22 protein-coding genes are annotated in these 25,843 nt (G+C 42.5%); 10 read left to right on the top strand and 12 right to left on the bottom strand.

From position 1 onward, the window contains the following. The first annotated feature begins 89 nt into the window (after nt 1-89). Nucleotides 90-1,391, top strand: a complete 1,302-nt coding sequence (locus DUL71_RS27015) for a leucine-rich repeat-containing protein kinase family protein (protein WP_114940954.1) — start codon at nt 90-92, stop codon at nt 1,389-1,391. A gap of 539 nt (nt 1,392-1,930) precedes the next feature. On the opposite strand, the gene DUL71_RS27010 is transcribed toward DUL71_RS27015, so the two are convergent. After that, the gene (locus DUL71_RS27010; protein WP_114940953.1) at nt 1,931-2,125 is read right to left on the bottom strand and encodes a hypothetical protein; all 195 of its coding nucleotides are present in this window, start codon (nt 2,123-2,125) and stop codon (nt 1,931-1,933) included. A gap of 72 nt (nt 2,126-2,197) precedes the next feature. On the opposite strand from DUL71_RS27010, the gene ileS reads away from it, so the two are divergent. Genes ileS through DUL71_RS26995 form a run of 3 tightly spaced genes read left to right on the top strand, consistent with a single transcriptional unit; the run spans nt 2,198 to nt 6,600 of the window. Further along, the gene (gene ileS, locus DUL71_RS27005) at nt 2,198-5,611 is read left to right on the top strand and encodes an isoleucine--tRNA ligase (protein WP_114940952.1); all 3,414 of its coding nucleotides are present in this window, start codon (nt 2,198-2,200) and stop codon (nt 5,609-5,611) included. Then, complete coding sequence (locus DUL71_RS27000) at nt 5,611-5,994, top strand: TraR/DksA family transcriptional regulator (protein ID WP_090533802.1); 384 nt, start codon at nt 5,611-5,613, stop codon at nt 5,992-5,994. Before ileS ends, DUL71_RS27000 begins: the two co-directional genes overlap by 1 nt. Then, nucleotides 5,995-6,600 (top strand): lipoprotein signal peptidase, encoded by a 606-nt coding sequence (locus DUL71_RS26995; protein WP_112571319.1) that lies wholly within the window; start codon nt 5,995-5,997, stop codon nt 6,598-6,600. A gap of 307 nt (nt 6,601-6,907) precedes the next feature. Here the strand turns inward: DUL71_RS26995 and DUL71_RS26990 are convergent, their stop codons facing one another. The 7 genes from DUL71_RS26990 to DUL71_RS26960 form a co-directional block, all read right to left on the bottom strand. Beyond that, a complete protein-coding gene (locus DUL71_RS26990; RefSeq protein WP_114940951.1) occupies nt 6,908-8,164 on the bottom strand; it encodes a pyridoxal phosphate-dependent aminotransferase in 1,257 nt (418 codons plus the stop codon). A gap of 231 nt (nt 8,165-8,395) precedes the next feature. Beyond that, nucleotides 8,396-9,130: an acyl-CoA desaturase gene (locus DUL71_RS26985; protein WP_114940950.1), complete on the bottom strand. Its 735-nt coding sequence runs from the start codon at nt 9,128-9,130 to the stop codon at nt 8,396-8,398. A gap of 329 nt (nt 9,131-9,459) precedes the next feature. Next, entirely contained in the window at nt 9,460-10,473 is a 1,014-nt protein-coding gene (locus tag DUL71_RS26980; RefSeq protein WP_114940949.1) for an LLM class flavin-dependent oxidoreductase, read from the bottom strand. Between the two features lie 75 nt (nt 10,474-10,548). Then, complete coding sequence (locus DUL71_RS26975) at nt 10,549-11,217, bottom strand: hypothetical protein (protein ID WP_114940948.1); 669 nt, start codon at nt 11,215-11,217, stop codon at nt 10,549-10,551. A 24-nt stretch (nt 11,218-11,241) separates the two neighbouring features. Then, nucleotides 11,242-11,748, bottom strand: a complete 507-nt coding sequence (locus DUL71_RS26970; protein ID WP_154402485.1) for a Cif family virulence factor — start codon at nt 11,746-11,748, stop codon at nt 11,242-11,244. An 88-nt stretch (nt 11,749-11,836) separates the two neighbouring features. Continuing rightward, complete coding sequence (locus DUL71_RS26965; protein ID WP_114940946.1) at nt 11,837-12,427, bottom strand: hypothetical protein; 591 nt, start codon at nt 12,425-12,427, stop codon at nt 11,837-11,839. A gap of 1 nt (nt 12,428) precedes the next feature. After that, entirely contained in the window at nt 12,429-13,736 is a 1,308-nt protein-coding gene (locus tag DUL71_RS26960) for an amidohydrolase (RefSeq protein ID WP_114940945.1), read from the bottom strand. Nucleotides 13,737-14,131: 395 nt separating this feature from the next. On the opposite strand from DUL71_RS26960, the gene DUL71_RS26950 reads away from it, so the two are divergent. The 3 genes from DUL71_RS26950 to DUL71_RS26940 all read left to right on the top strand — a co-directional run bounded on the left by DUL71_RS26950 (nt 14,132) and on the right by DUL71_RS26940 (nt 16,454). Continuing rightward, on the top strand, nt 14,132-14,539 hold the full coding sequence (locus DUL71_RS26950; protein ID WP_114940943.1) for a DoxX family protein: 408 nt from the start codon (nt 14,132-14,134) through the stop codon (nt 14,537-14,539). A gap of 132 nt (nt 14,540-14,671) precedes the next feature. Then, on the top strand, nt 14,672-15,544 hold the full coding sequence (locus tag DUL71_RS26945) for a hypothetical protein (protein WP_114940942.1): 873 nt from the start codon (nt 14,672-14,674) through the stop codon (nt 15,542-15,544). 37 nt (nt 15,545-15,581) lie between these two features. Continuing rightward, the gene (locus DUL71_RS26940) at nt 15,582-16,454 is read left to right on the top strand and encodes a hypothetical protein (protein ID WP_114940941.1); all 873 of its coding nucleotides are present in this window, start codon (nt 15,582-15,584) and stop codon (nt 16,452-16,454) included. 128 nt (nt 16,455-16,582) lie between these two features. Here the strand turns inward: DUL71_RS26940 and DUL71_RS26935 are convergent, their stop codons facing one another. From DUL71_RS26935 to DUL71_RS26920, 4 genes are all read right to left on the bottom strand, one after another. Beyond that, nucleotides 16,583-17,551, bottom strand: coding sequence for a carboxypeptidase-like regulatory domain-containing protein (locus tag DUL71_RS26935; RefSeq protein ID WP_114940940.1), 969 nt, complete (start codon nt 17,549-17,551; stop codon nt 16,583-16,585). 141 nt (nt 17,552-17,692) lie between these two features. Then, nucleotides 17,693-18,622: a DUF1735 domain-containing protein gene (locus DUL71_RS26930; RefSeq protein ID WP_114940939.1), complete on the bottom strand. Its 930-nt coding sequence runs from the start codon at nt 18,620-18,622 to the stop codon at nt 17,693-17,695. 23 nt (nt 18,623-18,645) lie between these two features. Then, nucleotides 18,646-20,169: a SusD/RagB family nutrient-binding outer membrane lipoprotein gene (locus tag DUL71_RS26925; RefSeq protein ID WP_114940938.1), complete on the bottom strand. Its 1,524-nt coding sequence runs from the start codon at nt 20,167-20,169 to the stop codon at nt 18,646-18,648. A gap of 14 nt (nt 20,170-20,183) precedes the next feature. Then, on the bottom strand, nt 20,184-23,330 hold the full coding sequence (locus DUL71_RS26920) for a SusC/RagA family TonB-linked outer membrane protein (protein ID WP_161964518.1): 3,147 nt from the start codon (nt 23,328-23,330) through the stop codon (nt 20,184-20,186). Nucleotides 23,331-23,558: 228 nt separating this feature from the next. Between DUL71_RS26920 and DUL71_RS26915 the strand changes: the two genes are divergently transcribed. Genes DUL71_RS26915 through DUL71_RS26905 form a run of 3 tightly spaced genes read left to right on the top strand, consistent with a single transcriptional unit; the run spans nt 23,559 to nt 25,830 of the window. Continuing rightward, a complete protein-coding gene (locus DUL71_RS26915; RefSeq protein ID WP_090532189.1) occupies nt 23,559-23,891 on the top strand; it encodes a PadR family transcriptional regulator in 333 nt (110 codons plus the stop codon). Nucleotides 23,892-23,914: 23 nt separating this feature from the next. Then, complete coding sequence (locus DUL71_RS26910) at nt 23,915-25,597, top strand: PspC domain-containing protein (RefSeq protein ID WP_114940936.1); 1,683 nt, start codon at nt 23,915-23,917, stop codon at nt 25,595-25,597. Between the two features lie 11 nt (nt 25,598-25,608). After that, nucleotides 25,609-25,830: a hypothetical protein gene (locus DUL71_RS26905; RefSeq protein WP_112571353.1), complete on the top strand. Its 222-nt coding sequence runs from the start codon at nt 25,609-25,611 to the stop codon at nt 25,828-25,830. The last annotated feature ends 13 nt before the right edge of the window (nt 25,831-25,843 follow it).

Raw genomic sequence — 25,843 nt, 5'->3', positions numbered from 1 at the left:
GTACACCCGGGCACTTGGCTTAAGGTTGCTGTAGTTTCCATCGGAACTAACTTAAATATTAGGCTTTTTTTGTTCTTTTGCCTCAGTCTATGCAAACATTAAAGCAGTTACAAAACGGAGAGCTAAAAGGAGCCGTATCACTTAAGCTATCTGAACAACTTTCAAGCTTTCCGGTCGAGATTTTTGAATTGGCAGATACGTTGGAGTATCTTGATCTCTCCTTCAATAACCTGAGCTCGTTACCTGCAGATTTTGGCAGGCTCAAAAAACTGAAGATTTTTTTCTGTTCAGAAAACCAATTTACGGTTTTGCCCGAAGTACTGGCCGATTGCCCCTTGCTGGATATTGTGGGCTTCAAATCAAACCGGATAGAAACTGTACCACCGGCCTCGGTTAATCCAAATCTTCGCTGGTTTATTCTTACCAACAACAGCATTGCCGAATTACCTGCCGAAATAGGCAATTGCAGCAGGATGCAGAAACTAATGCTTGCAGGCAACAAATTAACCGAATTACCAGTTTCACTTGCCAATTGTCGTAACCTGGAATTGCTCCGGATCTCTGCTAATCAGTTAAATGAGTTTCCTGAGTGGCTCTTGTCTATGCCTAAACTATCATGGCTGGCTTTTTCGGGTAATCCGTTTAGCTACAAACCAATAGTTCAGCCGCTTGAGTTGATTGACAGCCACGAACTGGAAATTAACCAGTTGCTTGGTGAAGGGGCTTCGGGAATTATCTCTAAAGCTACCTGGAACCACAATCATGAAATTAGCGAGGTTGCGGTTAAAATATTTAAAGGAGCAGTTACCAGCGATGGCCTGCCAGAGGACGAAATGAACGCCTGTATCACCGCGGGTAATCATGAAGGACTGGTAGAACTGATTGGTCAGATCAGCAATCACCCCGAAGGCAAAAAAGGGTTGGTGATGAAACTCATACCACAAACTTTTTACAACCTGGGCATGCCACCCAGCCTGGTAAGCTGTACGCGGGATGTTTTTAAAACCGGTATGGGCCTTTCACCTGTTCATATTTTAAAAATTGCAGGAACCATTGCATCTGTAGCGGAGCACCTGCACAGCAAAGGCATTATGCACAGCGACCTGTACGCCCATAACATTTTGGTTGATGATGATGCTAATACCCTATTCAGCGACTTTGGCGCGGCCTGCTTTTATGATCATTCGGATACGGAAACCGCAAAAAAGCTTGAATCGCTGGAAGTACGGGCATATGGCTGTTTACTTGATGACCTTATAAGTTTGTGCAATGAAGTAGATTCGCTGTTAGTATTAAAACTTGAAGAGCTTAGGGACGCATGTATGAATGAGAACATGGAGAACCGTCCTTTATTTTACCAGATAAGATCTCAGGTCGCCGGATTAAAATAACCTGCAAAAGCCCGTATACTTCCGTAAGTTTTAAGAGGTATTTACACCCCTCTTAACCTTTTCTCCTAATATGGAAGATTAGAAAGTAACCCAACGTATTGCTTTTTTAGAAATATTTGAACGAAAAATGATAATTTTTGCCAATCCATCGATACATTTATCCTATTCGTCGGTTTTTTTTTGATTTTAACAATCCATGTATTAGATTTGCAGCTATTTCAATACAAGGTTACCACCTTGATTTGTGATAAGGTTTAGGTTTAAAGCCTCCAAGCAGCGAGTGCAAGGAGGCTTTTATTTTTTAATCTTATCAATAACGCATCAACTAAAGTTTTAGTGTTTAAACAAGCGTAAAAAAGTATTAAGTCTGAAGTTTTTAGTCTTAAGTCTTGTTTATCAACATTACATGCTGTATACCAGAAACTTAACAACCCAAAATACCCCCCACAAATCTGAGCTAGGCCATTTAATAACATATCCGACTTTGAACTTACGACTTGAGACTTAGAACTTACGACTTAGAACCCGGGACTTATGATTTACTTATTTTCCTTCACAACCTCAATTAAACAGGTCACCAGACCTATAAAACCAGCAATGAATAATCCGGCGCCGGCACCGCGCGCGTAATCGTCCCAATTCTCGGCCGGGCCACTGGGAATGGCCATCCCTGCCGAAAACAGGATAATACCTATTAATAAAAGATAAACAGAGCGTTTTGCTTTATTTTTCATCGGCGTAAATTAAAAAAATCATTTTTAATTTCTGTATTTTTGCAACCTCTTAAAAACGAGGTGAAATAATAGATGTACAAGGAATATAAGCAGTTAAATTTATCGCAAACCGGCAAAGAGATACTGGACTTCTGGAAACAGAAAAATATTTTCGAGAAAAGCATTACCAGCCGTCCGGCGGGTAACCCTTATACTTTTTATGAAGGGCCGCCGAGCGCTAACGGTATGCCCGGTATTCACCACGTAATGGCGCGTTCTATTAAAGATATTTTTTGCCGTTACAAAACCCTTAAAGGCTACCAGGTAAAACGTAAAGGCGGCTGGGACACCCACGGTTTGCCTATTGAGCTTGCCGTTGAAAAAGCTTTGGGCATCACTAAAGATGATATCGGCAAAAAAATAAGTGTAAAAGATTATAACGATGCCTGCCGCAAGGAGGTAATGCGCTATACCGACGTTTGGAACGACCTGACCGAGAAAATGGGTTACTGGGTTGACCTGAACGATCCGTACATCACTTATAAAAACGAATACATTGAAAGCCTTTGGTGGATCCTGAAGGAACTGCATAAAAAAGATATGCTGTACAAAGGTTATACCGTACAGCCATACTCGCCAAAATCGGGCACCGGTTTGAGCTCGCATGAGCTTAACCAGCCAGGTACCTACAAAATGGTGAAGGATACCACCATAACCGCGCAGTTTAAAGTTAAACGCGATGGGGATTCGGAGTTTTTGTTTAATGGCATAGATACAGAGGTATTTATCCTGGCCTGGACAACTACGCCGTGGACTCTGCCATCAAACTGTGCTTTAGCGGTAGGTCCAGACATTAGATATGTTAAAATTAAAACATTTAATAGGTATACCGGTCTTCCTATAACAGTAATACTTGCAGATGCGTTGGTTCTGAAATTATTAGGAGGGAATAATGGATTTGTTGTAAATGATGAATCTGAACTAAGATACAATCCTTCCAATAAACTTATTCCATTCTTTTACGATAGGAAAGGATTAAAGACAGGTTACATATTAGGTGAAGAATTAGTGGGGATCCACTACGAGCAACTGATGCCTTACGTAACTAACGAAGACCTGGAGAAAAACGCTTTCCGTGTTATCCCTGCTGATTTCGTTACTACCGAAGATGGTACCGGTATTGTACACACCGCGTCTGTTTTTGGCGCGGATGACTTCAGGGCCTGTAAGGAAAACAACGTACCATCGGTAATGGTGAAAGACGAAACAGGCAAAGATGTTCCTTTAGTGAACAAACAGGGCCGTTTTGTTGACGAGGTTACCGATTACGCCGGCCGTTACGTTAAAGAAGAATATTATACTGATGCTGAACGTGCCGAAGAAGGTTTTAAACCAACCGACGTACTGATCTCTATTAAATTAAAAACCGAGAACCGCGCGTTTGACGTTAAGAAATACGAACACAGCTACCCGCACTCATGGCGCAGCGACGAGCCGATATTATATTATCCGCTTGACAGCTGGTTTATCCGTACCACAGCGGTTAAGGATAAAATGGTGGAATTGAACAAAACAATCAACTGGAAACCTGAATCAACCGGCACAGGCCGCTTTGGCAACTGGCTGGAAAACCTGGTTGACTGGAACCTTTCGCGTTCACGCTACTGGGGTACCCCGCTGCCTATCTGGCGCGAGGAAAACGGCGCCGAAGAGATTTGCATAGGCTCAATTGCCGAGCTAAATGCCGAGATCGAAAAATCAGTCAAAGCCGGTTTTATGCCCGAAGGCTTTACGTTGGAAGATATGCACCGCCCTTATGTTGATGATGTTGTTTTAGTATCGTCAACCGGTAACAAAATGTTCCGTGAGCCCGACCTGATTGACGTTTGGTTTGATTCGGGCGCTATGCCTTATGCACAATGGCATTTCCCGTTTGAAGGCCGGGAAGAGTTTAAAAACGCTTACCCTGCCGATTTCATTGCCGAAGGTGTTGACCAAACCCGCGGCTGGTTCTTCACCCTGCACGCTATAGCCGTAATGCTAAGCGAAGCAAGCGATGAGGTAAAAGCTATCAACGAACAGGTGGGCAATAAAGGTATCGCGTTTAAAAACGTGGTTTCAAACGGCCTGGTACTGGATAAAAACGGCAACAAAATGTCTAAACGTTTAGGCAATGCCGTTGATCCCTTCGCTACCATCGAAAAATATGGTGCCGATGCTGCCCGCTGGTACATGATCAGCAATGCATCGCCATGGGATAACCTTAAATTCAATGAAGAAGGTATAGATGAAGTTAGGCGTAAGTTTTTTGGTACGCTGTACAACACTTACTCGTTCTTTACATTATATGCCAATATTGATAAGTTCACTTATAGTGAGCCTGAAATAGAGCACAGCAAACGTCCGGAGATTGACCGTTGGATCATATCCCTGCTAAACACACTGAGCAAAGAGGTTGACGGTTACTATGCCGATTTTGAACCTACTAAGGCAGCCCGTGCTATCCAGGAATTTGTGGATGTGCATTTCAGCAACTGGTTTATCCGTTTAAGCCGTCGCCGTTTCTGGAAATCAGATGATTCTGAAGATAAGCTTTCGGCTTATCAAACTTTATATACCTGCTTGATAGCTATCAGCAAACTGATGTCGCCAATAGCGCCGTTCTTTGCCGACAGGTTATATTGCGATCTGAACGCTGTTACCGGAAAAGAAGAGTTTGAGTCAGTACACCTGGCTTATTTCCCTGAGTACAACAGCGCACTGGTTGACGCCGAGCTGGAAGAGCGTATGCAGCTTGCACAGGATGTTTCATCACTAACGCTTTCATTACGTAAAAAGGTGAATATCAACGTACGCCAGCCTTTGAGCAAAATTTTATTGCCAATACTGGATAAAAGCTTTAAATTACACGTTGAGCAGGTTAAGGACCTTATTTTGTCTGAAACTAACATTAAGGATATTGAGTATATTACCGATACCGCAGGTTTCATCAAAAAGAAAATAAAGCCAAACTTTAAGGCCTTAGGCCAAAAAGTAGGTAAGGATATGAAAGTTGTAGCCGAAGCCATCACAAATTTCACCCAGGATGATATCGCCGCGTTAGAAACTAACGGCAATATCCTTGTACTTGATGGCAAATACGAAGTATTAGCTACCGACGTAGAAATCATAGCCGAAGACGTTCCCGGATGGCAGGTTGCAAATTTGGGAAAACTAACCGTGGCTTTAGATGTTACCATAACCAACGAATTAAAACAGGAAGGCATTTCGCGCGAGTTTATCAACCGTGTGCAGAATATGCGTAAGACCAAAGGATTTGAAGTAACTGATAGGATAAACGTGCAGCTAAGCAGCAACCCGGTGATCAGAGCGGCCGTGGAGAACAATTTAACCTATATTTGCGCCGAAATTTTGGCCGACAGCATTGTGTTTGTGGATGACATTACCGTGGGTGAACCTGTTACAATTGACGAACAAGAAATATTGATTGCTATTAGTAAAGTATAATGAAACAAGAACAAGAAAAAACCAGATATTCTGAAGCTGACCTGCAAGAATTTAAAGGGATTATCCTGGATAAAATGCGCATTGCCCGCGAGGAATTAAACTCATTGGCAACGTCATTGAGTTCGCCTAATGCCAACGGCACCGATGATACTGCCGGTACTTACAAAACATTAGAAGATGGTTCGGCCACGCTTGAAAAAGAGCAGATAAACCAATTGGCCGCGCGTCAGAAAAAATTTATTGAGCAGCTTGAAGCCGCGCTTGTACGTATTGAAAATAAAACTTACGGTGTTTGCCGCGAAACAGGCAAGCTGATCCCGAAAGAGCGTTTACGTGCCGTTCCGCACACTACCCTTTCAATGGAAGCTAAATTAAAGCAATAAATGAAGGCTGCTTATACCAAACCTTTTTTAACTGCTGCTTTTATCATCCTTGCCGACCAGATCATCAAAACCTGGGTTCGGGCGCATATGCACATGGGCGAAGAAATTCACCTGCTGGGAAGCCGGGGCATGTTGCGTTATACCGAAAACAATGGCATGGCCTTTGGCTTAGAGTGGGGCGGCGATGCGGGTAAACTGGCTTTAACGCTGTTTCGTATTGTTGCGGTTTGTGGTATAATTTACACCCTTGTTTATTTAATTAAACACAAATACCATCGCGGCCTTATCATGAACGTGGCGCTTATTTTAGCCGGCGCTATGGGTAATATTATCGATTCGACCTTTTATGGCTTGATGTATAAATATGCCCCTTTGTTTCACGGTAAGGTTGTTGATATGTTTTACTTTCCGCTGTTACAGGGTACATATCCTTCGTGGTTCCCGTTTTGGGCGGGCGAATCGTTTGAGTTTTTCAGGCCGATATTTAACCTTGCCGATGCATCCATCTGTGTGGGCGTAATTATGATATTACTGTACCAGAAACGCTATTTTAAACACGAAAAGCCCGAAATAGCCAGTCCCAACAGCGAGATGGTTGAGGAATAGATTTCTAATAAACTTGATATATAAAAAAAGCCGCGATGAGCGGCTTTTTTTGTTGAACTGCGATATAACCATATCGCACTATTATATTTTCTGATTCCCCGGAGGGGATACCTATTTGTAGAAACAACACCATATAATCTTTTTGCCTCGTAGAGGTTACCCTAAATTTTCCTGATAAAACCGGAAGGGTAGCACCTACCGGCGCAAAAAGCTATTTTTTATTCGTGCTACAAACAGGCAACACCTATGGTGCATGAAACCATACTGGTTGGTTGAAAGTAGCGGAAAAATGCTCCTGCCCCAAAGTTTACTTCAATTTTTCCAGTGCAGCTTTTACCCTTGGTATCAAAGCTTCAATTTCGTTAAGTGGCGTAGCACCAACCGAAGCACGGAACCAGTTTACGTCATCGCCGGTACCAAAAGCCGAGAATGGCACAAATGCCGCTCCCGCTTCTTTGATCAGGTAAAAGTTAATATCTGCCGAATCTTTCAGCACTTTTCCGTCAGGCGTGGTTTTGCCGCTGTAGTCAATTTTCAGGGTCAGGTAAATCGCGCCCATCGGTTCAATTGAATCAACGTTCAATCCTCCGGCTTTCATTTCCTGGAAACCTTCATGCAGGGCGGTAAGGCTGGCCTGGATCTTTTCTTTAAGATCATCAAGATAGCTATTTACATCAGCCTCATTGGTTAAAAATTTAGCCATGGCCATTTGCTCTGGCTTTGGCGACCATGCACCCATGTGGCCTACAATAGCCTTCATGTTTTCGATAACCAACTCCGGACCAAAACCCCAGCCTACACGTACACCGGTAGCTGCAAAACATTTTGAACCGCCATCAACAAAAATGGTGTAATCTTTTAATTCAGGGCGAAGGGTTACCGGATCATAATGTTTATGCTCGCCAAAGGTTAATTGCGAGTAGATTTGATCGTACAGTAAATACAATGGTTTTTCACCGGCAGCTCGGCTCTTGTTTTCGGCAATTACAAGGTCGCAGATCTCTTCCAGATCTTTTTTACTGAACATAGTACCGGTTGGGTTCAAAGGCGAACACAGGGCCAGTAATGCCGCTCCTTTTAAATGCGGACGGATATCATCTGCCGTAGGCATGAAATTATTTTCCGGAGCAGTCGGGATGATCACCGCATCTGCGTTTAACAGATCACTGTAGTGGTTATTGTTCCATGACGGAGCAGGGAAAACCACTTTCTCGCCCGGGTTAACTACCGCTAAAAATATAGAATAAATCAACGGGCGTGAGCCGCCAGAGATCAGGATCTGATTTGGAGCATAATCAAGACCTAAGCTTCTTTTCAAAAAGCCGCTTACACTCTGACGCAGGTCAAGCATACCATCGGCAGCAGGGTAGTTGGTTTGGTTATGATTATAGGCATCAATGATCTTATCCTTTAACGGGGTAGGGATAGGATAAATATTTGAGTCGAAATCGCCGATAGTAAGGTTGGCGATATTTTGGCCTTGTCTTTTTAATTCATTGATCTCGCCGGCTATCTTGATGATCTCCGAGCCATGTAAATTTTGAGCTAATAACGAAACACTCATGGGTTTATGTATTTATGAGCGGCAAAGATAGCCGATTGAGGTGAAAGGTGAAAGGCCGGAAAGAAGGTAAAAGCTGAAAGGCAAAAGGTTTATTGTGCCATCATAAAAGCAATCTGGCGCAAAACGAAAAAGAAAGCCTTTTGACTTTGGCCTTAATCTAAAAGAAAAAAGGTCAAAAGCATTAAAGAAAACCTTTTGCCTTTGACCTTTCGCCTTTAACCTTTAAAAGCTTTATAAATATGCTTTACGCAATTTTATGATCCGCATCCAGTGCATGAGTTTCATAACGGGATAAACAGGGTCTATCTCAAACCATTTGGCACCAAAATTAGCTTTATTTGGATGTTTATGGTGATTGTTCTGGAACAGTTCGCCAAGCATTAAAAAATCAAACGGGGTAGTATTTTTTGACTTATCGCCGTTATCAAAATTTTGATAACCATACTTATGGCCGCACCAGTTAACAATAGCGCCATGTATAGGGCCCATTAAAAAATGAATTGGAATAAGCAGGTACATCCACCATGCAGTAGCAAACTCTACATAAAACAAAATGTATAAGATACCGAATGAAATACGGGAGACTACAGATGACCCTATAAAATCAACAAAGCGCCATTCAGGAATATTACCTTTAAAACGCTCCTCAGGCTCTTTCAACTTTTTAACATGCAGCCTATAGCTTTTAGCAGTGTATATCATCATCTGGAAAACATCCTTAAAAAAATGAGGTGAATGAGGGTCTTTTTCAGTATCACTGTATGCATGGTGCTCACGGTGCATAATAGCGTAAGCGCGCGGGTTTAAGAATGACGATCCCTGGCAAATGTAAGTTAACAGGTAAAACATACCTTCGTAAAACTTATTAGTAGTAAACATTTTATGAGATGCATATCTATGCAGGAAGAACGTTTGAAAGAATAGCGACAGAAACCAGTGCGCTATGAAGAATATGATAATAACCATTGAATTGTAGAAAATAGACTTATTTATAATCTTTCCAAAGATACAATTTAAAGCCTTATAAAATTTTTAATATGTAAATAATGCTAATAGCGGCAACAAAAAATGCCGTTTCGGTTATTAAAACGGCATTTTCAAGATAAAGTTATTTACCCGGAATAGTTAAAAAAACCATCTTGTCATTTCGAACGAACAGTGATGGGCTATGGAGGTGGCCGTGAGGAGAAATCTTATACGCCATACACAACAACTTGCATGGCGTATAAGATTTCTCTTTCGCCCCCAGCGCTCAACCTCTCCCAGCTCTATCGAAATGACATTTTTGCTTACACTTATATTAATTCGAACTGCTCTGCCAGCAAGCGGTACGATTCCAGCCTGTCTTCAAAATTTTCGGTAATGGTAACAGCCATGATCTCATCAACCTCATAATCATTGGCGAGCCAGCTTAATTTCAGCTTCAGTTCGGTAGGCGAACCTGCTATCACACGGTAACGGTTATAACGGATACGATCCTGCTCGGCTCCCGTATACTCTACATCCTTTACATCATCATAACTTAGCGGAACGATGGGGCCTCCCTTTTCAAATTGTAAAAAGCGGTGATCCATCACAGCCTGGTGCTGTCTTACCTTTTCGGGATCTTCCGAACAGAAAATAAACACAGCCACATTAGCCTCCGGTTGTTTCAGATCATCCGATGGCTGAAAGCGCTCCTTGTACATTTTAACACTTTCGGGCCCGCCATTAGGATTAATAAAATGGGCAAAAGAGAAACCCATACCAAAATGCGCCGCAAACAAACCGCTTTGCCCGCTTGAACTCAGCAGCCACATATTGGGTACAGTTTTTACCTGCGGAATAGCCCTGATACGCGCCTGGATAGTTCCCGGCTCGTAGGTGTCATGAAAGTAGTTTTGCAGGTCGGCCAACTGCTCTACAAAATCCTGTTCCCTGAACTGGTTTGAAGGGTTAAGCGCCGATGCCGTAATCCTGTCGGTCCCCGGCGCACGGCCCATGCCCAGATCTATCCGGCCGGGGAACAAGGCCTCCAGCATACGGAAGTTTTCGGCTACTTTAAGGGTGCTGTGATTGGGCATCATGATACCGCCCGAACCCATGCGCATATTTTTAGTTTCACCTGCCAGGTGGGCCAGCAATACCTCGGGGGTAGAGCCCGCTATAATACCCATATTGTGATGTTCCGAAATCCAAAAGCGGGTATAACCCAGGGTATCGGTATATTTTGCCAGTTGTATGGTTTCTTGTATGGCCTGCTCGGCAGTAGCACCTTTCCTTATCGGCGACTGGTCGAGCACGCTCAGTTTTATCTTAGTTGTGCTCATATGTATTGTGAACACAAAAATAAGCATCGGGTTGCAGGCAGGCTTTACATCCCGGCTTTTATGGCATTGGGATTACTATTGCATCGTCATGTCCCGGATCACCCGATAGGCAACAGCAATCACCGTTACAACTATTGAAATGTACAGGATATTTTTCCCTTGCCTGCGGTCGGCCTCGCTGTAAACAAAAATCTTTTCGCCGGTGGGCAATGTCTTTTTAAGCGATGAAAGCATCCAGCCAATAAAAATACCAAGTACGCCACCCAATAAAGCAAAGAGATAACCAATAATCACCCATTCGCGCTGTGTGCTTTCCGGAGCCTTAAGTTCATCTATCCTGTTTTGATTGATCTCGGCCAATTTTTGATCGCTCACATCAATGTCCCGTTCGGCAAGCAGTTTGCGTGCAAGCTGGTGGTCAAACGAGCTCCATTCATCGGCTTTCTCCAGAATCTCCATCAATTCGGCATTGGTAAAGCTGAACAGATAATAACTCTTATCAACATGTTTGATATCTTCAGCCTCGCTGGCATTGAGGAGTTCATTGGCGCGGGTGAAGTCATCAGGACTGATCTTCACCCGGTATTCTGTTGAGAGTTCAGCACTGGCAGCAAAAGTAGGGTCGAAAGAGAATCCTCCTTTTTCGGTTTGATGTTCGATACCGGCTTCTTCAAGCAAATCGGTTAATGCCTGCGCCAAAGCAGGGTCATCAAATTTTTTAAAAGTGATAAATTCAGGTTGCATAAACAGGTTTTATATAGCAGGCGTTTACAAGCCGTTTCTCGGCACCCAAGCCTGACTTTTGATGAGCCATTTACCGCTCACTATTCTTAACACAAATGAAAAAGCGCCCTGTTCTTCAAAATGTTCGCCGTTTACAAGGCCGGTATATTCAACGGGGGCTACCAGGTAAACAATTTCGTCGGTTTGCTGAAAAGTTTTGATCCGCTGTAGATCTACTTTGAAATCGCTAATCTTGAAATCCTTAACAGCCTTTTGTACCGAGTTGATCCATTGCACACCGGCCAATTGTCCGTTCCATGAAAAGGGTGGTTGTTCGTCGGCAACAACCGCGTTAGGTGCATAAAGATCTGTTACCGCCTCAATGTTAAAAGTACCGGATGCTTTTATTACAGTTTCCACCACCTGGCGAACCTCTGGCCTTAACTTAGCAACAGTATCGGCAGGAGGCATTGCTTTTACAGAAGCTGCCATAACAGGCAAACTGCTCATAAACATGCACAGGCATAAAAGGGGTAATAAATGCTTTTTCATGATCTTAACAATTTCACACGCTAAAATATTAAGGCCGTTCAATATACGAATAAGCCTGTGTAAAAATACGTTCTGCTTTAAATCAATATCAATCGGGTATAAAGTATTCTACCTTGAGCAATCTGCCTCCATTATGGCTAAACCAAAACATCCACCTGTCCTCTATTGCCGGCTGGGAAACGTCAAGGCCAATTACCTGGTATTTATCCCTATCTGCTCCTGACAACTCTTTTTCGGCTGTCTTCGGAAAAACTTTTTTGAAATCGGCTAACGTTGTATTATAGCTTAACCTGATTTTATCACTCGTAAAATAAAGCGTTGTATCTTTGCTGAAATCTATTTGTGCAAATGCCAGGCTGTCATTCATCATTTCAAACTGCAGCCCTTTATAATACACATACTTAAATTTCTCTCCATTAAAATAAGAAACCGATATGTCTTCATAGTTAGGTGCTACAACACTATCGGGCTTACTTAAAATTTTAGAGGTAGCCGTAAAGCTCGACAGCATATCTATTTTCCCATTTAACTTTACTTTATGCCAGTCAAGATATTCGCCGTTTCGGGCAGTATCAGTTTTGGCGGCCGCTACGCTGTCGGCTGGTTTATCATTAGCTTGCTTTGCGTTTTGTTTACATCCCAAACCAAGCAGTACAACTATTCCTAATAGGTATTTCATATTATTTTGTTTTGTTATTCATATAGTCGATGGTGAGATTGCACAAAGCTTTCACGCCCAAACTAAACCCGCTTTCGTCAATATAGAAATCGGGGGTATGGTGCGATGGCGCTTTCAGCGGATCACCGCCTTTTGGCATCCCACCCAAAAATATGAACAAGCCCGGTACTTTTTCCTGGTAAAAGCTAAAATCTTCGGCACCTGTTACAGGCGGACGCAATAACACATTAACGGCCCCGGCGGTTTGCTGCAGGCTCGGCACCATTTTTTGTGTGAGCTCCGGATCGTTATACGTTACAGGGTAATGGCTGCTGTAAGGAATTTTTACAGTCGCGGTTGCCCCCATGGCGTCGACGGTTTTGGTGGCTATTTCTGTCACCCGGGTAACCAGCATTTTCTCATCGGCCGGGGTGAAGGAGCGAAGGGTACCCAGCATTTCTACCGATTCGGGGATGATATTTGAGCGGTTACCACCCTTTATAGCGCCAATTGTTACTACAGCAGGATTTTCGGTTACGTTGATATTGCGGCTTACTATGGTTTGCAGGTTATTGATGATCTGGGCCGATGTTACAATAGGGTCAACGCTCGACCATGGATAGGCCCCATGCGCCGACCGGCCCTTTACGATAATCTGCATATCATTAACCCCGGCCATAGTGCCACCCGGCCGGTAAGTAATTTTACCCACTTCGGTTTGCGAATTTATGTGCAGGCCGAAAACCACATCAACCTTAGGGTTTTCCAGCACACCCTCCTTTACCATTTCCTCGGCTCCGCCTTGTTGTCCGGGCTCAACACCTTCTTCCGCCGGCTGAAAAATGAATTTTACGGTGCCATGCAAATCGGCTTTCATTGATGACAGCACTTGTGCAACGGCCATCAGGATAGCCATGTGCGAATCGTGACCGCAGGCATGCATTACGCCAACTTCTTGTCCGTTATAGGTTGTTTTTACTTTGGATGCAAAGGGCACAGGCGTGCGCTCAATAACCGGCAGGCCGTCCATATCTGCGCGAAGCGCTACCACCGGGCCGGGATGCCCACCTTTCAATATTCCAACTACCCCCGTTGTGGCTACGCCCGTAGTTACCTCAATCCCTAAGGACTGAAGGTGCTTTGCGATAATAGCCGATGTGCGCACTTCATGATTGCCCAATTCCGGATGTTCATGAAAATCGCGCCGCCAGGTTATTACCTGTTGCTGTAAGGCATCGGCTTTTGTGTTCACCTGCGTACGCAAGGTGTTTTTTTGCGCTATTGCCGACAGCGCGAACATGCATAGTGATAAAATAAGGCTTGTTCTCATATAGGTTATTTAGTGACTTAATATAAGCACAATAGTTTGAATATGATAGATTGTGATGAGAAGCAGACCCGATATAAAAACGGAGAGGGCATGTGCGATTCCTCGCTTGAGAGTAATAGTCCATCTATTGACAATTCCCTCCCCTGGGAGGGGTGCGTTAGGATTGCGTATTGGCAGGGAGGGGTCTATACACCATTTAGCTAATAAGCCTGTCGATAAAACCCCTCCCTACACCCTCCCAGGGGAGGGAATCGCACAGCCCACATTCTTAAAACCTTCTGACTGTGTTTTGATGGGCTATTACTCTCTCAAGAAGGGAATTAAAAATCTCCTGTTTAATACCCTCCAACATTTTTATTACCTTAAGCCCCTCATATCAACAAAACATCTGCAAAATGGCACTTCTAAGCAATTTAGGTAACTACAAAAACTTCGGACTACTGATTATCCGCATAGGGCTTGGTATTATGTTCATTTATCACGGCTTCCCTAAACTGATGGGCGGCGTAAATAGCTGGGAACATCTTGGCGCCTCTATGAAATATGTGGGCATCCACTTTTGGCCGGTGGTTTGGGGATTGCTGGCAGCAGTTACCGAATGTTTTGGTGGTTTCCTGCTCATCATCGGCCTGGCTTTCCGGCCGGTTTGTATCCTGTTGCTTATCAACCTTATAGTAGCCGCGTCAATGCACCTGGGTACCGGCGGCGGGCTTGGCGATGCCGCTCATGCTGTTGAAGACGCTATTATGTTTGCCGGTTTAATATTTATTGGTCCTGGCAAATACAGTGTAGCTAAGAAATAATACTTTAACCAATAGTCACTATATAGCCATATTTAAATTTTCAGTTAAAACACCTACTCGTTTACAAGAAAAATACGGGTTGATAATACCATATTGATATTATATTTTTATAAAAAAATATCACAAATCAATATGAAAAAACAACTATTATGGGGCGTGCTGCTATTAGCGGCGGGTTTTAGCTCATGCCGGAAGGATTCGTTTAAACCTGTTAATGGCGAAAGCGGCAAAGGGAAAGCAACAAAGGTAAACACCGGTCAGCCAACTTACACTTATGCTGATTTAGTGCTACAGCCAAGACAGCCCGGAGAAAGCTTTGACACCTACAAAGGTGTATGGTCGGGGGCAGAAGTGAAAATGATAGGAACACCTATTTGGAACCAGGTTGCGTATCCTACATTGGTAAATGGAATACCTGGCTTAGATGCGTCATATGGAGTTTACAGCAATGGAAATATGATTTCATCAAGTGTCGCTACCGGGCAGGATTTCTTTATTCTATCAATAGGAACCATTGCCTTGCCAGATCTCCAGGCTTTCCAAAAGGACATCGATAATTATACGAAAGCCCGCGATAATTACGAAAAACTTGGCGGACAGGGGCAAGTTCCTTTAGCATCCGATTATATAAAAGATTCTTATACAAGTGGCATGGGAGGCTATGTGACTGTTACAGGCAAGCTCATCAGGGTAACAACCGGTTCACATTGGGCGTTAGCTTCGGTAAGTTATCCTACTCCAACACCAGCCGCACCAACGGCGCCTAAATTTGTCGGCGCGGTGCCTGACCCCGCTGATAATACTATTGTATATGATGTTTATGGCAATAATGGCAACATTTCAATAACTAAAATATTTAAAGGCGGCATTGAGCAAGGCATGGCCGGCGGTTTCGGCACAGGAACTTATAATTTGGTAAGCGGAACAATATACCATGTATCAGTAACCATTTACCGTGCTAACGGGACATCGTTCGTATTTAACGGCAATCTTGACATTTCGTAAACTATAATTATTTACATAAACAATATCACAAATCAATATGAAAAAACAACTATTATGGGGCGTGCTGCTGTTACTGGCAGGTTTTAGCTCATGCCAAAAAGATTCGTTTAAACCTGTTAATGACGAAAGCGCCAAAGGAAAAAGTACAAAGGTGAACACCGGTCAGCCAACTTACACTTATGCTGATTTAGCGCTACAGCCAAGGCAACCCGGTGAAACTTTTGATACCTATAAGGGTGTATGGTCAGGAGCAGAGGTAAAGGTTATTGGAACTCCTGTTTGGAACCAGGCTGCGTATCCTACTTTAGTGAACGGTGTTCCTGCATTAGGAGCATCTTATGGTGTTTATAGTAACGGCACACAAATAACAACATCAACAGTCGCCGGGCAAGATTTTTTTGCATTAACTATTGGTCTCATAGATCTTCAGGGGGGACAAAAGTTCCGGGATGCGATGAAAGCCTACCAAGTGGCAACCTATAATTCTAACAGTTCCACTCCTCCTTCCATTGACAGTTTTTTAGCGGGAGTATTAACTAATAGTCCTGATTCATATACAGTTACCGGAAAGTTAATTAGAGTAACAACGGGATCACATTGGGCATTAGCTTCAATTAACTACCCTACACCTACACCGGTTGCTATCCCTACTTTACCAGCGCATTTTGAAACTGCATTTGTATACCCGGCAGGCTCTCCATATGAGTACGATATCATTGTAGATAACGGCGCCGTTACGTCTGTAAAAGGCTATAATCGCACTACGTTTGCCAACTTCAACGTAACTTCATTCTCGGGAGGATTCGTGTCTATTATCGCTGCATCTTCATACTATATTTCAGACATTACGGTAACACCACAAGGTGGTTCAACATTCGTTTTCAATGGAAAATCTACTGATTTAGAATAGCTAACAAGCTGTTAAACTATTCGATGATTGGTAAAGATCACTGGATAATCATCAGATCTAACTCGAATTATAAACAAGAAATGCCCGGTATATACCGGGCATTTCTTGTTTATAATGATCCATAAATACTATTTATTCATCGTCTGCCCTAGCAACTTCATATAGTTATCATCAATATCATCCGAACCCGCGGTCGACATAAATTTATTTAATTTATCTGCATCTGCCGCAAACACTTCTTTAATCGCTTTTTTCTTCAATAACATTTTCACCGGTTGGCCACCATCCTTTACAACATAATAAAAATCCTGATCGATATACTCGTCGTAATTATTGCCTGTTGAAGCGAGACCATTGGTCGAAAAATCGGCTTTATGGAACTTGGTAGCCAAATCCTTATAAATTTTATACTTAGGCCCATCGCTAATTACCTCAACATAGCGCTGTGGCGAAATAGCAGGCACTTTTGCAAAGGGATGCGCTTTAGCCTGTGCATCAAATAAAATAAATGTTTTAAAGCTGCTGCCATCTATCTGCAGTATGGTGCTATTATCTTTATTAACCAACAAGCTTCCGCCTATTTTATCATAGTTAAATAAATAATGTATATTCTCCACTATCGAATCGGCTGCACTGGTAACGTAACCGTGTACCCAGGTATCATATAAATACCTGCTCCCGCGGGTGGCGTCCTGGTGGCGCGTAACAGATATGGCATTGGTGTTTGCTGCCATAGTGGTTATTCTTGAGCTGAAGGTATCGTAATTATTAACTACAGATGTTTTCAATTTAGATCCGGCTTGAGTTGCCCCATCGCCATTCAGACTTATATTTAAATTGGTTTGGTTATTTACATTAACTAAAGTATCATTAAAGTTATACGCCTTAACCGTTAGTTTTGAAGAGGCCTCGGCAGGCAAATCAAATGTGCCCAGCGAATCGGTAAAAGTTGCATGGTTGCTTTTTACGTCAGCAATAAAAGCGAATGGAACCGGCTGTCCTTTTTCATTACTTACCCTACCAGCCACATTAATAGTTTGAGCAAAGCTCAGGGTGCCGGCCATAACAGGCAAGCAACATAACAATAACTTTTTCATGGTATCCTTGATTATGATAATATTTGAATGAATATAAAGAATTTATAAACAATCGTTAGGTTAAATATCTAATAGTTACAAAATTGTATCACAAAAAAGGGCGCTTTTTATGAGCGCCCCTTTCCGAAATGATCTTTTATATTATTTCTTGTATTGATCAAGATTTGTTCTTGCACCAGAACCGCCGAGAACACTATAAACTATCCCGTTGGTATCAAATAATGCTAATGCTTCTGCAAACGTATACTCTTTCTCTACATATCCAACAATTTTTGGAGCTGCAGTAACAGTAATACCAGCATTTCCAATCCTTGTAACGTCATCAGAGTTGATAGACAATTCAAAATGAGAGTAAGTAGCACTTGCACCGGTACCAGTTTTAGTGAAGCTAACCACATATCTGATATCTCCAGTATAATATCCGCCAGCTACTTCAAATTGAGTTGGTGAATCCGGAAGGAAGGTAGAAGTTTCACCATCTGCATAAGTGAAGTTTCCGGCCGCAGGCGTCCTTGTAAACTGGTGTTTATAAAGACCAGCAAAGTCGTTACCAATAAAGTGATAATAATGAACACCTTTATTAGCACTGATATTCAAACCACCAGCATCAGCTATTTTAATAGGTAGCATATAGCTTTTTGAAGGATCAAGCTTTGCCTTATAAAAAGTAACCGAAACTATAGCTACCCTTTGACCCGCAGGAATAGTTACGCTGGTATTGGTAAATTTAAACGCGTCAGTAGGAAACGTTTCATAAGATACTGCAGTTTGTGTTTTGTTATAAGCAGCAACGAGGCTATTATCAACCGCCAGGGTTATTTTAGTCTCCTTTGTTGGTATTGCCGGTGAAGCAACGTTTACAGCAAATTGCCTAACGATAGTGCTGCCATCAGATTCGTCCGGTGCTTCAGTTATAGCATCCGGGCCGAAATTAATCTGGCCACCCAGCGGAAATTCAACAATTGTACCCGATGCACCAAAATCAACATATCTGCTGTCCTTCAGGCACGAGCTGAAAAACACGGTCAGCATCAATAATGCTAAGCCTTTGGTTATGTATTTAATTTTCATCTTTCTATCTTTTTAATGTTTTATTACTTAGCCCAGAAAATTTTTGATGTAAACTGGTTGATTGTTCCTTCAGCACCTACGTTAGCAGCGTTTTGCTGATATTCGGAGTTCGGATAAAATATACGGGTCGGCAATTTACCACCACCCAAAGCGCCGTTGGCTATTGACGCCGGAGGGTTAGGGAAGCCAGTCCTTCTGTACTCATTATATGCCTCCAACATGTTATAACCTGTTATCGCCAAATATTTTTGAGTAATAATAGCTTGTAATTTATCAGTTGAAGCGCCGTAGTTCACGTTATTTTTCTGTTGTGAATAATAGGTGGTCGCGTCAGCGTCAGCAGCTGAATTGTTAGTGGTTTTGTTTGTTCCGCTATAAGATATATAAGCACTTTCAAAAGAAGCTTTAATACCTGAGTTATACAATGCTTCGGCTGTTGCTGTACCTGAAGTAGCCAGATTTCTGAATTTTGCTTCGGCTTGCAGGAAGTATGACTCCGCAGCAGAAAACAATACAGCGTCCATGTAAGGGCTTTTCAGCAAGCCAGAACCACTTACAAATGAACCGCCTGAAATAACGTTGGTTCCAAAATTACTTGCAGTGACCGGCACAGCTGCACCAAACTGGTTACCGATAATATCACCATTTACCGGCTGATAAAAGATAGGGCCACGTGGATCGCTATTGCTCTTAAATAAACCAACGGCATAAGCACCACCTGTTGTAGCCGGGCTTTTTGTTGCACCAGATTGGCTATACCCGTACACATTCCAGAAAGGGTTTTGCTTACCATCGATATTCTGGTAGCCTGGGTTGGCACCTGCATCAGCAGTAAGATAGCCTTCAGCAGCGGTAGTTGAAACACCACCCGCGACAGTAGCAAAATTGCCTGTATTTGATTGCCTTAAGATCAGGCGTAATTTCAATGTATTGGCAAATTGTTTCCATTTAGTCATGTTACCTGCAAATACGATATCCGCAGATGAAGGGCTAACCGCTACTTTGGTATCAGCACCATTAATAGCAGCAATAGCACCATCAAGCCTCTTGATCAAGTCGGCATAAATATCTGGCCCTTTATCATAAGTTGGCAACAAATTAGCCGATCCCTGGAAAGCTTTGGTGTAAGGTACGTTGTTATAGTTATCAACCAAACCTTCAAAACCGTAAGCGGTCATGATCTGTGCAATTGAATTGAAGTAAACCTGTGTTTTATCACCGGCGGTTTGTTTCAAAATATAATCGTAGTTGGCAAGGTTTAAGTAATAACCTGTCCAAACCTGGTAATCAGATGTTGTGAAGTTGTAAGTTAACAACGACTGGCTTGGAGCATAACCCGCAGCAGGAGATAGATATCCCATCCAGTAGCCGTACACGGTATAACTACCGTTTACAAGCGCCGCCGAAGTACTTAGCGCACTCGGTAATACCAGCGCGGCAGATGCAGAAGTTGGCTGATTCGGGTTAGTCAAATCGTAAAAATTCTTCTTGCAACCGCTAATTGCACCGGCAATCAGCATTAAAGAATATATGATATATTTTTTCATGGTCTTATACAATTTTAAAATTTAACAGTAAGGTTAGCTCCGTAGATCCTTGTTGGCGGAGTTTGATCTTCTGTTGTTACACCAACAGCGTTTGAGTTATCCACGCTATACTCAGGATCTGTCCAAGGGTTGCTCTTAGGCCTGAACATTAACAGGTTACGACCTACTAAACCAAATGTTAAGCCTTTAATATATTTTTGACCTTTAATAAATTGGTAAAGATCAAAGTTTAAGGCAACTTCCCTTAATTTCCAGAAAGCAGCACTACTTACGTAAGCAGCAGTTGAAGTGTAATAAGCTGAATTAGTCCAGAATCCGGCGTTACCATCATTAACAGAAACGTTGGTATTTTGAGCGTAAGTGTTAGGACCTGTTTGGATAACTGAATTAGGATATACGAATGGCTGACGGCCTGCAGATGCTGAAATAGCAGATGTACCTGTAAAGTTTAAGGCCCTGCCCACAGCGTTGTAGATGCTGTAACCACCACGGTATTCTGCAACAGCTGATAAGGTTACAAATTTGTACCTGAAAGCTGTATTGAAACCTAAGATATATTTAGGTGCAGCGTTTCCTAATTGTTGGTTAGTAGGGTTTAGTGAAGGCAAACCGCTTACAGCGTCAACAATAACGTGACCTTGCGGATCGCGATAAACATCGGTACCCATGATCATTGGATAAGGCTTGCCTACAACAGCGTAACTTGTACTTGCCGCACCGCTTGCAAACGGAATATTGAATGACTGAACACCTGGCAATAATGAAAGTACTTTTGAGTTGTAGATAGCAAAGTTAGCACCTAAGTCCCAAGAGAAACCACCTGCTTTTACAACCGGAGATGCCTTTACCTCAAATTCCCAACCTTTGTTTTGCAGCTCACCGGCATTTTGAACAGCGGTTGAATAACCTGAAGCCGGAGAAATAGCTACACCAAAAGTTTGGTTTTTAGTGTGGGTGTTATAGTAGCTTGAGTTAATGTAGATACGGTTGTCAAATAAACCTAATTCCAAACCGTATTCCTGCTCGTATGATAACTCAGGTTTAAGGTTAGGGTTGTTTAAGTTAGAGCTTAATGCTACCGAAGCAACACTTCCGTATGGGTAACCGGCAGCGCTGGCAAATACGTTTTGTAGTGCATAAGGATTAACATCTACCTGACCTACCTTACTGTAGCTTCCCCTTACTTTTAAGTATGATAAGAAATTGATTTTCTTTAATGCAGGGATCGCATCGGTAAGTACTACTGATAATTTAGCAGAAGGGTAGAAGAATGACCTGTTTTGTTTAGCTAACAATGAAGTTTTATCATTACGACCGGTAACCTCTAAAAACGCCCAGTCTTTATAGCTAAAGTTTAAGTCGCCGAAGAAACCAACAAGATTTTGCTCAAGGTAACCAGTGCTTGCGTTAACATCGCCGGTACGGTAAGCTAAGTTGTAAAAATCTTTTAACAACAAATTGGTAGCACCGTTTTGAACAAACTTAAGTTTCTTGGTATAAATAGAGTTACCTAATAATAAGTTAGCGTTAAAGTCACCAAACTTATGTTTGAAGTTTAACAACAGGTCGCCTTGCAAACGTGAGTAACCGTTACCGCTGCCGTCGCCAAATACATCAATATCATAAACACTGCCTGGTTTAAATTTAAGCTGTGAAGCAATGTTGCTGGTGTGGTAAGTGTTACCGTCAGCATCGGTGTAAGTATCGGCAATAGCGTAAGGGCTAAAATCAACTTGTGCGTTGGTTGCCCTGTATTGTTGCCAACCGTATGAAGCAGACACCTTGTACGAAGCATCAAACCATTTAACCGGAGCTACAGTGATTGTAGCGTTACCGATAAGGGCGTCTTTGCGGGTTACCTGGCGAGAGTTTACTGTTTGCCAGTATGGGTTAGGATAGTAAGCATTGTAGAAACCGTCAACGCTACCATATTTACTGTTGATGTCTTTGTAATCAGTTAATGGAGCGTTAGCTTGCTGGTTTAACACGTTCCAGTAAAAACCACGACCCTGGAAAAAGTCAGGACCGGAAGTGCTGGTGTTTGTTTGAGTATACTGAACGCGGTAATCAGTTTTAAAGATACCGTAGTTTCTTGAACCTGCTACAGTGATACCATCCCTGCGGTTCCTGTCATTTGGAACTACACCTTTGGTATAAACATCCTGTGCAGAAAAGAAGAAAGTACCTTTATCATCACCGTATTGGTAAGAGATATCGTTTTGCTCGGTTAAACCGGTGTTGAACACAGCTAAACGAGGGTCTTTACCGGTTGATGAGTACTTAACCATAGGAGTACTACCGTCTGAACGTGGAGCGCCCAATGGTACAATTGAACCATCAAACATCGGACCGAAAGACTGGTTTTCGTATGGTACATAACCATAAGCACCGGTTAAAGGGTCGATGATCTCACCTGCACCGCCACCAAACTGCCTTTGCAATTTAGGGAAGTAAGAGAAGTTTTCGGCCTGAGTAGTGTTGCTGTAAGTAACAGTTGGAACACCGGCACCACGTTTAGTAGTAACCAAAACCACACCGTTTGAACCTTCAGAACCATAGATAGCTGATGCACCGGCACCTTTCAATACCGTGATATTATCAATATCATTAGGGTTAATCTGGTTAAGGAAGTTGTTTGATACCGGGGTACCGTCAACAACAATCAGCGCCTGGTTGTTACCGTTGATACTTCTGTTACCACGTAAAACGATACGGGTATCAGGGTTAACGCCGTTGTTTACAGTGTTAACCTGCAAACCTGCAATTTTACCGGTTAAGCCGTTTGCAGCGTTGGTAACTTTAGCCTCGGTTAAAAGTTTTGAATCAACGTTTGTTGATGCATAACCAACAGCTCTTGCTTGTTTCTTAACACCAAGGGCACCCTGTACAACAACTTCACCAAGTTGTTTGCTGGCGCTAACCATAACCACATTGAAAGTGATCCTTTGAGCAGAAGCAATTTCCTGTGTTTCGTAGCTGATGAACGAGAAAACAAGTGTTGAATTTTCCGGAATGCTGAGAGAAAATTTACCGGCTGCGTTAGTTTGGGTTCCGATTGTTGAACCCTTTACTTTTACTGTTACCCCTGGGATGGGTAGGCCGTCATCCTTGGCCGTAACTGTACCAGTAACTGTACGATTTTGCGCGAATACTTGCGTCATAGACAACACAAGTAAGCACAAACTTACGAGTAGAAGTTTTTTCATTTCGTTAATAATAAGATCAGTTAATAGTTAATTAATCATAAAAGTAATGTTACGTTATCAAAAAGTCAAGTAATTTCTTTTAAAACGTCATTTTTTTTTCAAAAAACCAAGTTTTAGCTAAAACAATAATAATTATAGTACTATGTATTGCATAATACAATCTAAAACATATATCTTTGTATTATGATCGTCGAAAACACCCAAACCCAAATGAGGAAAGGCATACTGGAGTATTGCATTCTCTCCATCATAGCAAAGGGCGAAACATATGCATCAGACATAATTGCTGAACTTAAGAAAGCCCAACTGCTTGTAGTTGAGGGTACTCTGTATCCTCTTTTAACCCGCTTAAAAAATAACGGCCTGCTCACGTACAACTGGGTGGAGTCGATTTCCGGGCCGCCCCGAAAGTATTACGTACTCTCGGACGAGGGCCGCGCGGTACTTGAACAATTGGATAAAACCTGGCAGGAACTGGTATTTGCTGTTCAAACAGCTATCGGTGACAGAAAATAGAAAAACCTACAACTCAAACAATCATGAACAAAACAATTATCATAAATATAAACGGCATGGTTTTTCATATCGAAGAAGATGCCTACGAAGTGCTGAAGAACTATATGACGGATGTAAAGCGTCACTTTTCTACTTCGGCCGATAGCCTGGAAATCACAACCGACATTGAAAACCGCATTGCCGAAATGTTTAACGAAATCCTGGCGCGTGATGCCAAACAAGTTATTGTTGAGGCCGACGTACAGGAAGTTACCGGGCAAATGGGCAGTGTACAGGATTTTGAAACCGCCGAATCTGACGGTAAAACCTCCGGCGGTAATCCATTTGAATATAATACCGAACGCCGCAGGCTTTTCCGCGATCCGGATGATCACCTCATTAGCGGTGTATGCGCCGGTATCGCCAATTATTTTGACATTAACCCGGCCTGGGTACGATTAGCCTTTGCTATCATGGTTCCTTTTGCCGCTATGGGCCTTGTTATATATATTATATTATGGATGGTTGTGCCAAAGGCCGTTACCCGTGCCGACCGAATGGCCATGAAAGGCGAAAAACAAAACCTGAAAGGCTTTAAAAGGAATTTTGAAGAGGAACTAAGCACCGTACGCGAAAACCTTCAAAACTTTAAGCATGAGGCCAAACCTTTCATTTACCAGGTGCGTGATCTTATCAGCGATATTATTGAACACCTGGCTGCTTTCTTAAAGGGCACCGGCAGTTTTCTTGGTAAAGTAGTAGCTGCTGCTATTTTGTTAGCCTGTCTTGGCATGACCATAGCGCTCATTGTTTCGCTTGTGGCGTTGTTTACCGCAGGTAACATGGGCATCTATAATTTGTTCCCTTTCAATATCACTAACCACCAGGCTAACGGCATTTTTATGTTAAGCGCCTTTTTAGTGCTGTCGATACCTTTGTTGGCCATTATATTGACAACCATCGGCTTTTTGTTTAAAAAGGTTTCTTTTAACCGTTCCATTGGTACTGTTTTGTTATGTATCTGGTTAGCCTCGTTAGGCGCAGTTTCATATTATGGTGTAAAAACTGCTGCCAGCTTCCGCGAGGGTGGTAAGTTTACCCAAACCATTAAGATTAAGCCAACTGCTAATAATACCTATTACCTGCAGTTGAATGACACCAAGTATTTAAGCAATGAAGACAGCACCCGCCTCAGAATAAATGAACGCTTTAAAGGCATGATCATTTTAGATGACGACTTTAATGGTGATGACATGCCAAACCGTAGTGTTAACATCGATATTGAAAAAAGCGACGTGCCGCAGCCGGTACTGATCGAAACTTTCAGCGCCAGAGGTACCAATCTGGAGGAAGCTCTGATCAACGCGCGCAGTTCATCTTATCGTTTTGAGCAAAAAGATTCGGTATTGAATTTTGACCGTCACCTGGAAATGCCAAAAGGCTTTTTATGGCGCGGACAGGAGCTGCACCTAACCCTGAAAGTTCCGCTGAATGCAAAAATCATCATCGACCAGAAACTCGACCGCAACATCAACTTTAATATATATGAGTGCAAAAGCGAAGGCGACGGCATTACCACGGCCACTTATATCATGACCGCAAACGGATTGGAATGCAAAGTTGATCCTATAAAGGCTGCCAAATTAAAAGCCGATAGTCTGAAAGCACTCCAACAACAGGATACAACATCGGCAAGTCCCGATACTTCGACAGTACAAGCACGATAAAACATTATCCTATGAAAACAATATTTAAATATATAAGCCTGCTAATTTTTAGCGGGCTTATTATTCCTTTTTACTTCCTGTTGCAACAACAAGGCAAATCGCTTGTAAACAACCGGATAGCCCACCATTCGTCAAACCTTGTTTGTGAAAATGACATGCCAATTACCTTTAGAATTATTAAGGATATGGCAAAAAATTTAATGCCTGCATTAAAAAGTGAAAATAATCTGTAACCAACACCCCTGT

This window comes from Mucilaginibacter endophyticus, assembly GCF_003351025.1.
GTDB classification, from domain to species: domain Bacteria; phylum Bacteroidota; class Bacteroidia; order Sphingobacteriales; family Sphingobacteriaceae; genus Mucilaginibacter; species Mucilaginibacter endophyticus.
This window is presented reverse-complemented; position numbering and strand designations above follow the sequence as displayed.

Bases quoted from the DNA above. Each gene is read 5' to 3' on its own strand.
- DUL71_RS27015 (WP_114940954.1), top strand. From the start codon at position 90: ATGCAAACATTAAAGCAGTTACAAAACGGAGAGCTAAAAGGAGCCGTA.
- DUL71_RS27010 (WP_114940953.1), bottom strand. From the start codon at position 2,125: ATGAAAAATAAAGCAAAACGCTCTGTTTATCTTTTATTAATAGGTATT.
- ileS (WP_114940952.1), top strand. From the start codon at position 2,198: ATGTACAAGGAATATAAGCAGTTAAATTTATCGCAAACCGGCAAAGAG.
- DUL71_RS27000 (WP_090533802.1), top strand. From the start codon at position 5,611: ATGAAACAAGAACAAGAAAAAACCAGATATTCTGAAGCTGACCTGCAA.
- DUL71_RS26995 (WP_112571319.1), top strand. From the start codon at position 5,995: ATGAAGGCTGCTTATACCAAACCTTTTTTAACTGCTGCTTTTATCATC.
- DUL71_RS26990 (WP_114940951.1), bottom strand. From the start codon at position 8,164: ATGAGTGTTTCGTTATTAGCTCAAAATTTACATGGCTCGGAGATCATC.
- DUL71_RS26985 (WP_114940950.1), bottom strand. From the start codon at position 9,130: ATGGTTATTATCATATTCTTCATAGCGCACTGGTTTCTGTCGCTATTC.
- DUL71_RS26980 (WP_114940949.1), bottom strand. From the start codon at position 10,473: ATGAGCACAACTAAGATAAAACTGAGCGTGCTCGACCAGTCGCCGATA.
- DUL71_RS26975 (WP_114940948.1), bottom strand. From the start codon at position 11,217: ATGCAACCTGAATTTATCACTTTTAAAAAATTTGATGACCCTGCTTTG.
- DUL71_RS26970 (WP_154402485.1), bottom strand. From the start codon at position 11,748: ATGAAAAAGCATTTATTACCCCTTTTATGCCTGTGCATGTTTATGAGC.
- DUL71_RS26965 (WP_114940946.1), bottom strand. From the start codon at position 12,427: ATGAAATACCTATTAGGAATAGTTGTACTGCTTGGTTTGGGATGTAAA.
- DUL71_RS26960 (WP_114940945.1), bottom strand. From the start codon at position 13,736: ATGAGAACAAGCCTTATTTTATCACTATGCATGTTCGCGCTGTCGGCA.
- DUL71_RS26950 (WP_114940943.1), top strand. From the start codon at position 14,132: ATGGCACTTCTAAGCAATTTAGGTAACTACAAAAACTTCGGACTACTG.
- DUL71_RS26945 (WP_114940942.1), top strand. From the start codon at position 14,672: ATGAAAAAACAACTATTATGGGGCGTGCTGCTATTAGCGGCGGGTTTT.
- DUL71_RS26940 (WP_114940941.1), top strand. From the start codon at position 15,582: ATGAAAAAACAACTATTATGGGGCGTGCTGCTGTTACTGGCAGGTTTT.
- DUL71_RS26935 (WP_114940940.1), bottom strand. From the start codon at position 17,551: ATGAAAAAGTTATTGTTATGTTGCTTGCCTGTTATGGCCGGCACCCTG.
- DUL71_RS26930 (WP_114940939.1), bottom strand. From the start codon at position 18,622: ATGAAAATTAAATACATAACCAAAGGCTTAGCATTATTGATGCTGACC.
- DUL71_RS26925 (WP_114940938.1), bottom strand. From the start codon at position 20,169: ATGAAAAAATATATCATATATTCTTTAATGCTGATTGCCGGTGCAATT.
- DUL71_RS26920 (WP_161964518.1), bottom strand. From the start codon at position 23,330: ATGACGCAAGTATTCGCGCAAAATCGTACAGTTACTGGTACAGTTACG.
- DUL71_RS26915 (WP_090532189.1), top strand. From the start codon at position 23,559: ATGATCGTCGAAAACACCCAAACCCAAATGAGGAAAGGCATACTGGAG.
- DUL71_RS26910 (WP_114940936.1), top strand. From the start codon at position 23,915: ATGAACAAAACAATTATCATAAATATAAACGGCATGGTTTTTCATATC.
- DUL71_RS26905 (WP_112571353.1), top strand. From the start codon at position 25,609: ATGAAAACAATATTTAAATATATAAGCCTGCTAATTTTTAGCGGGCTT.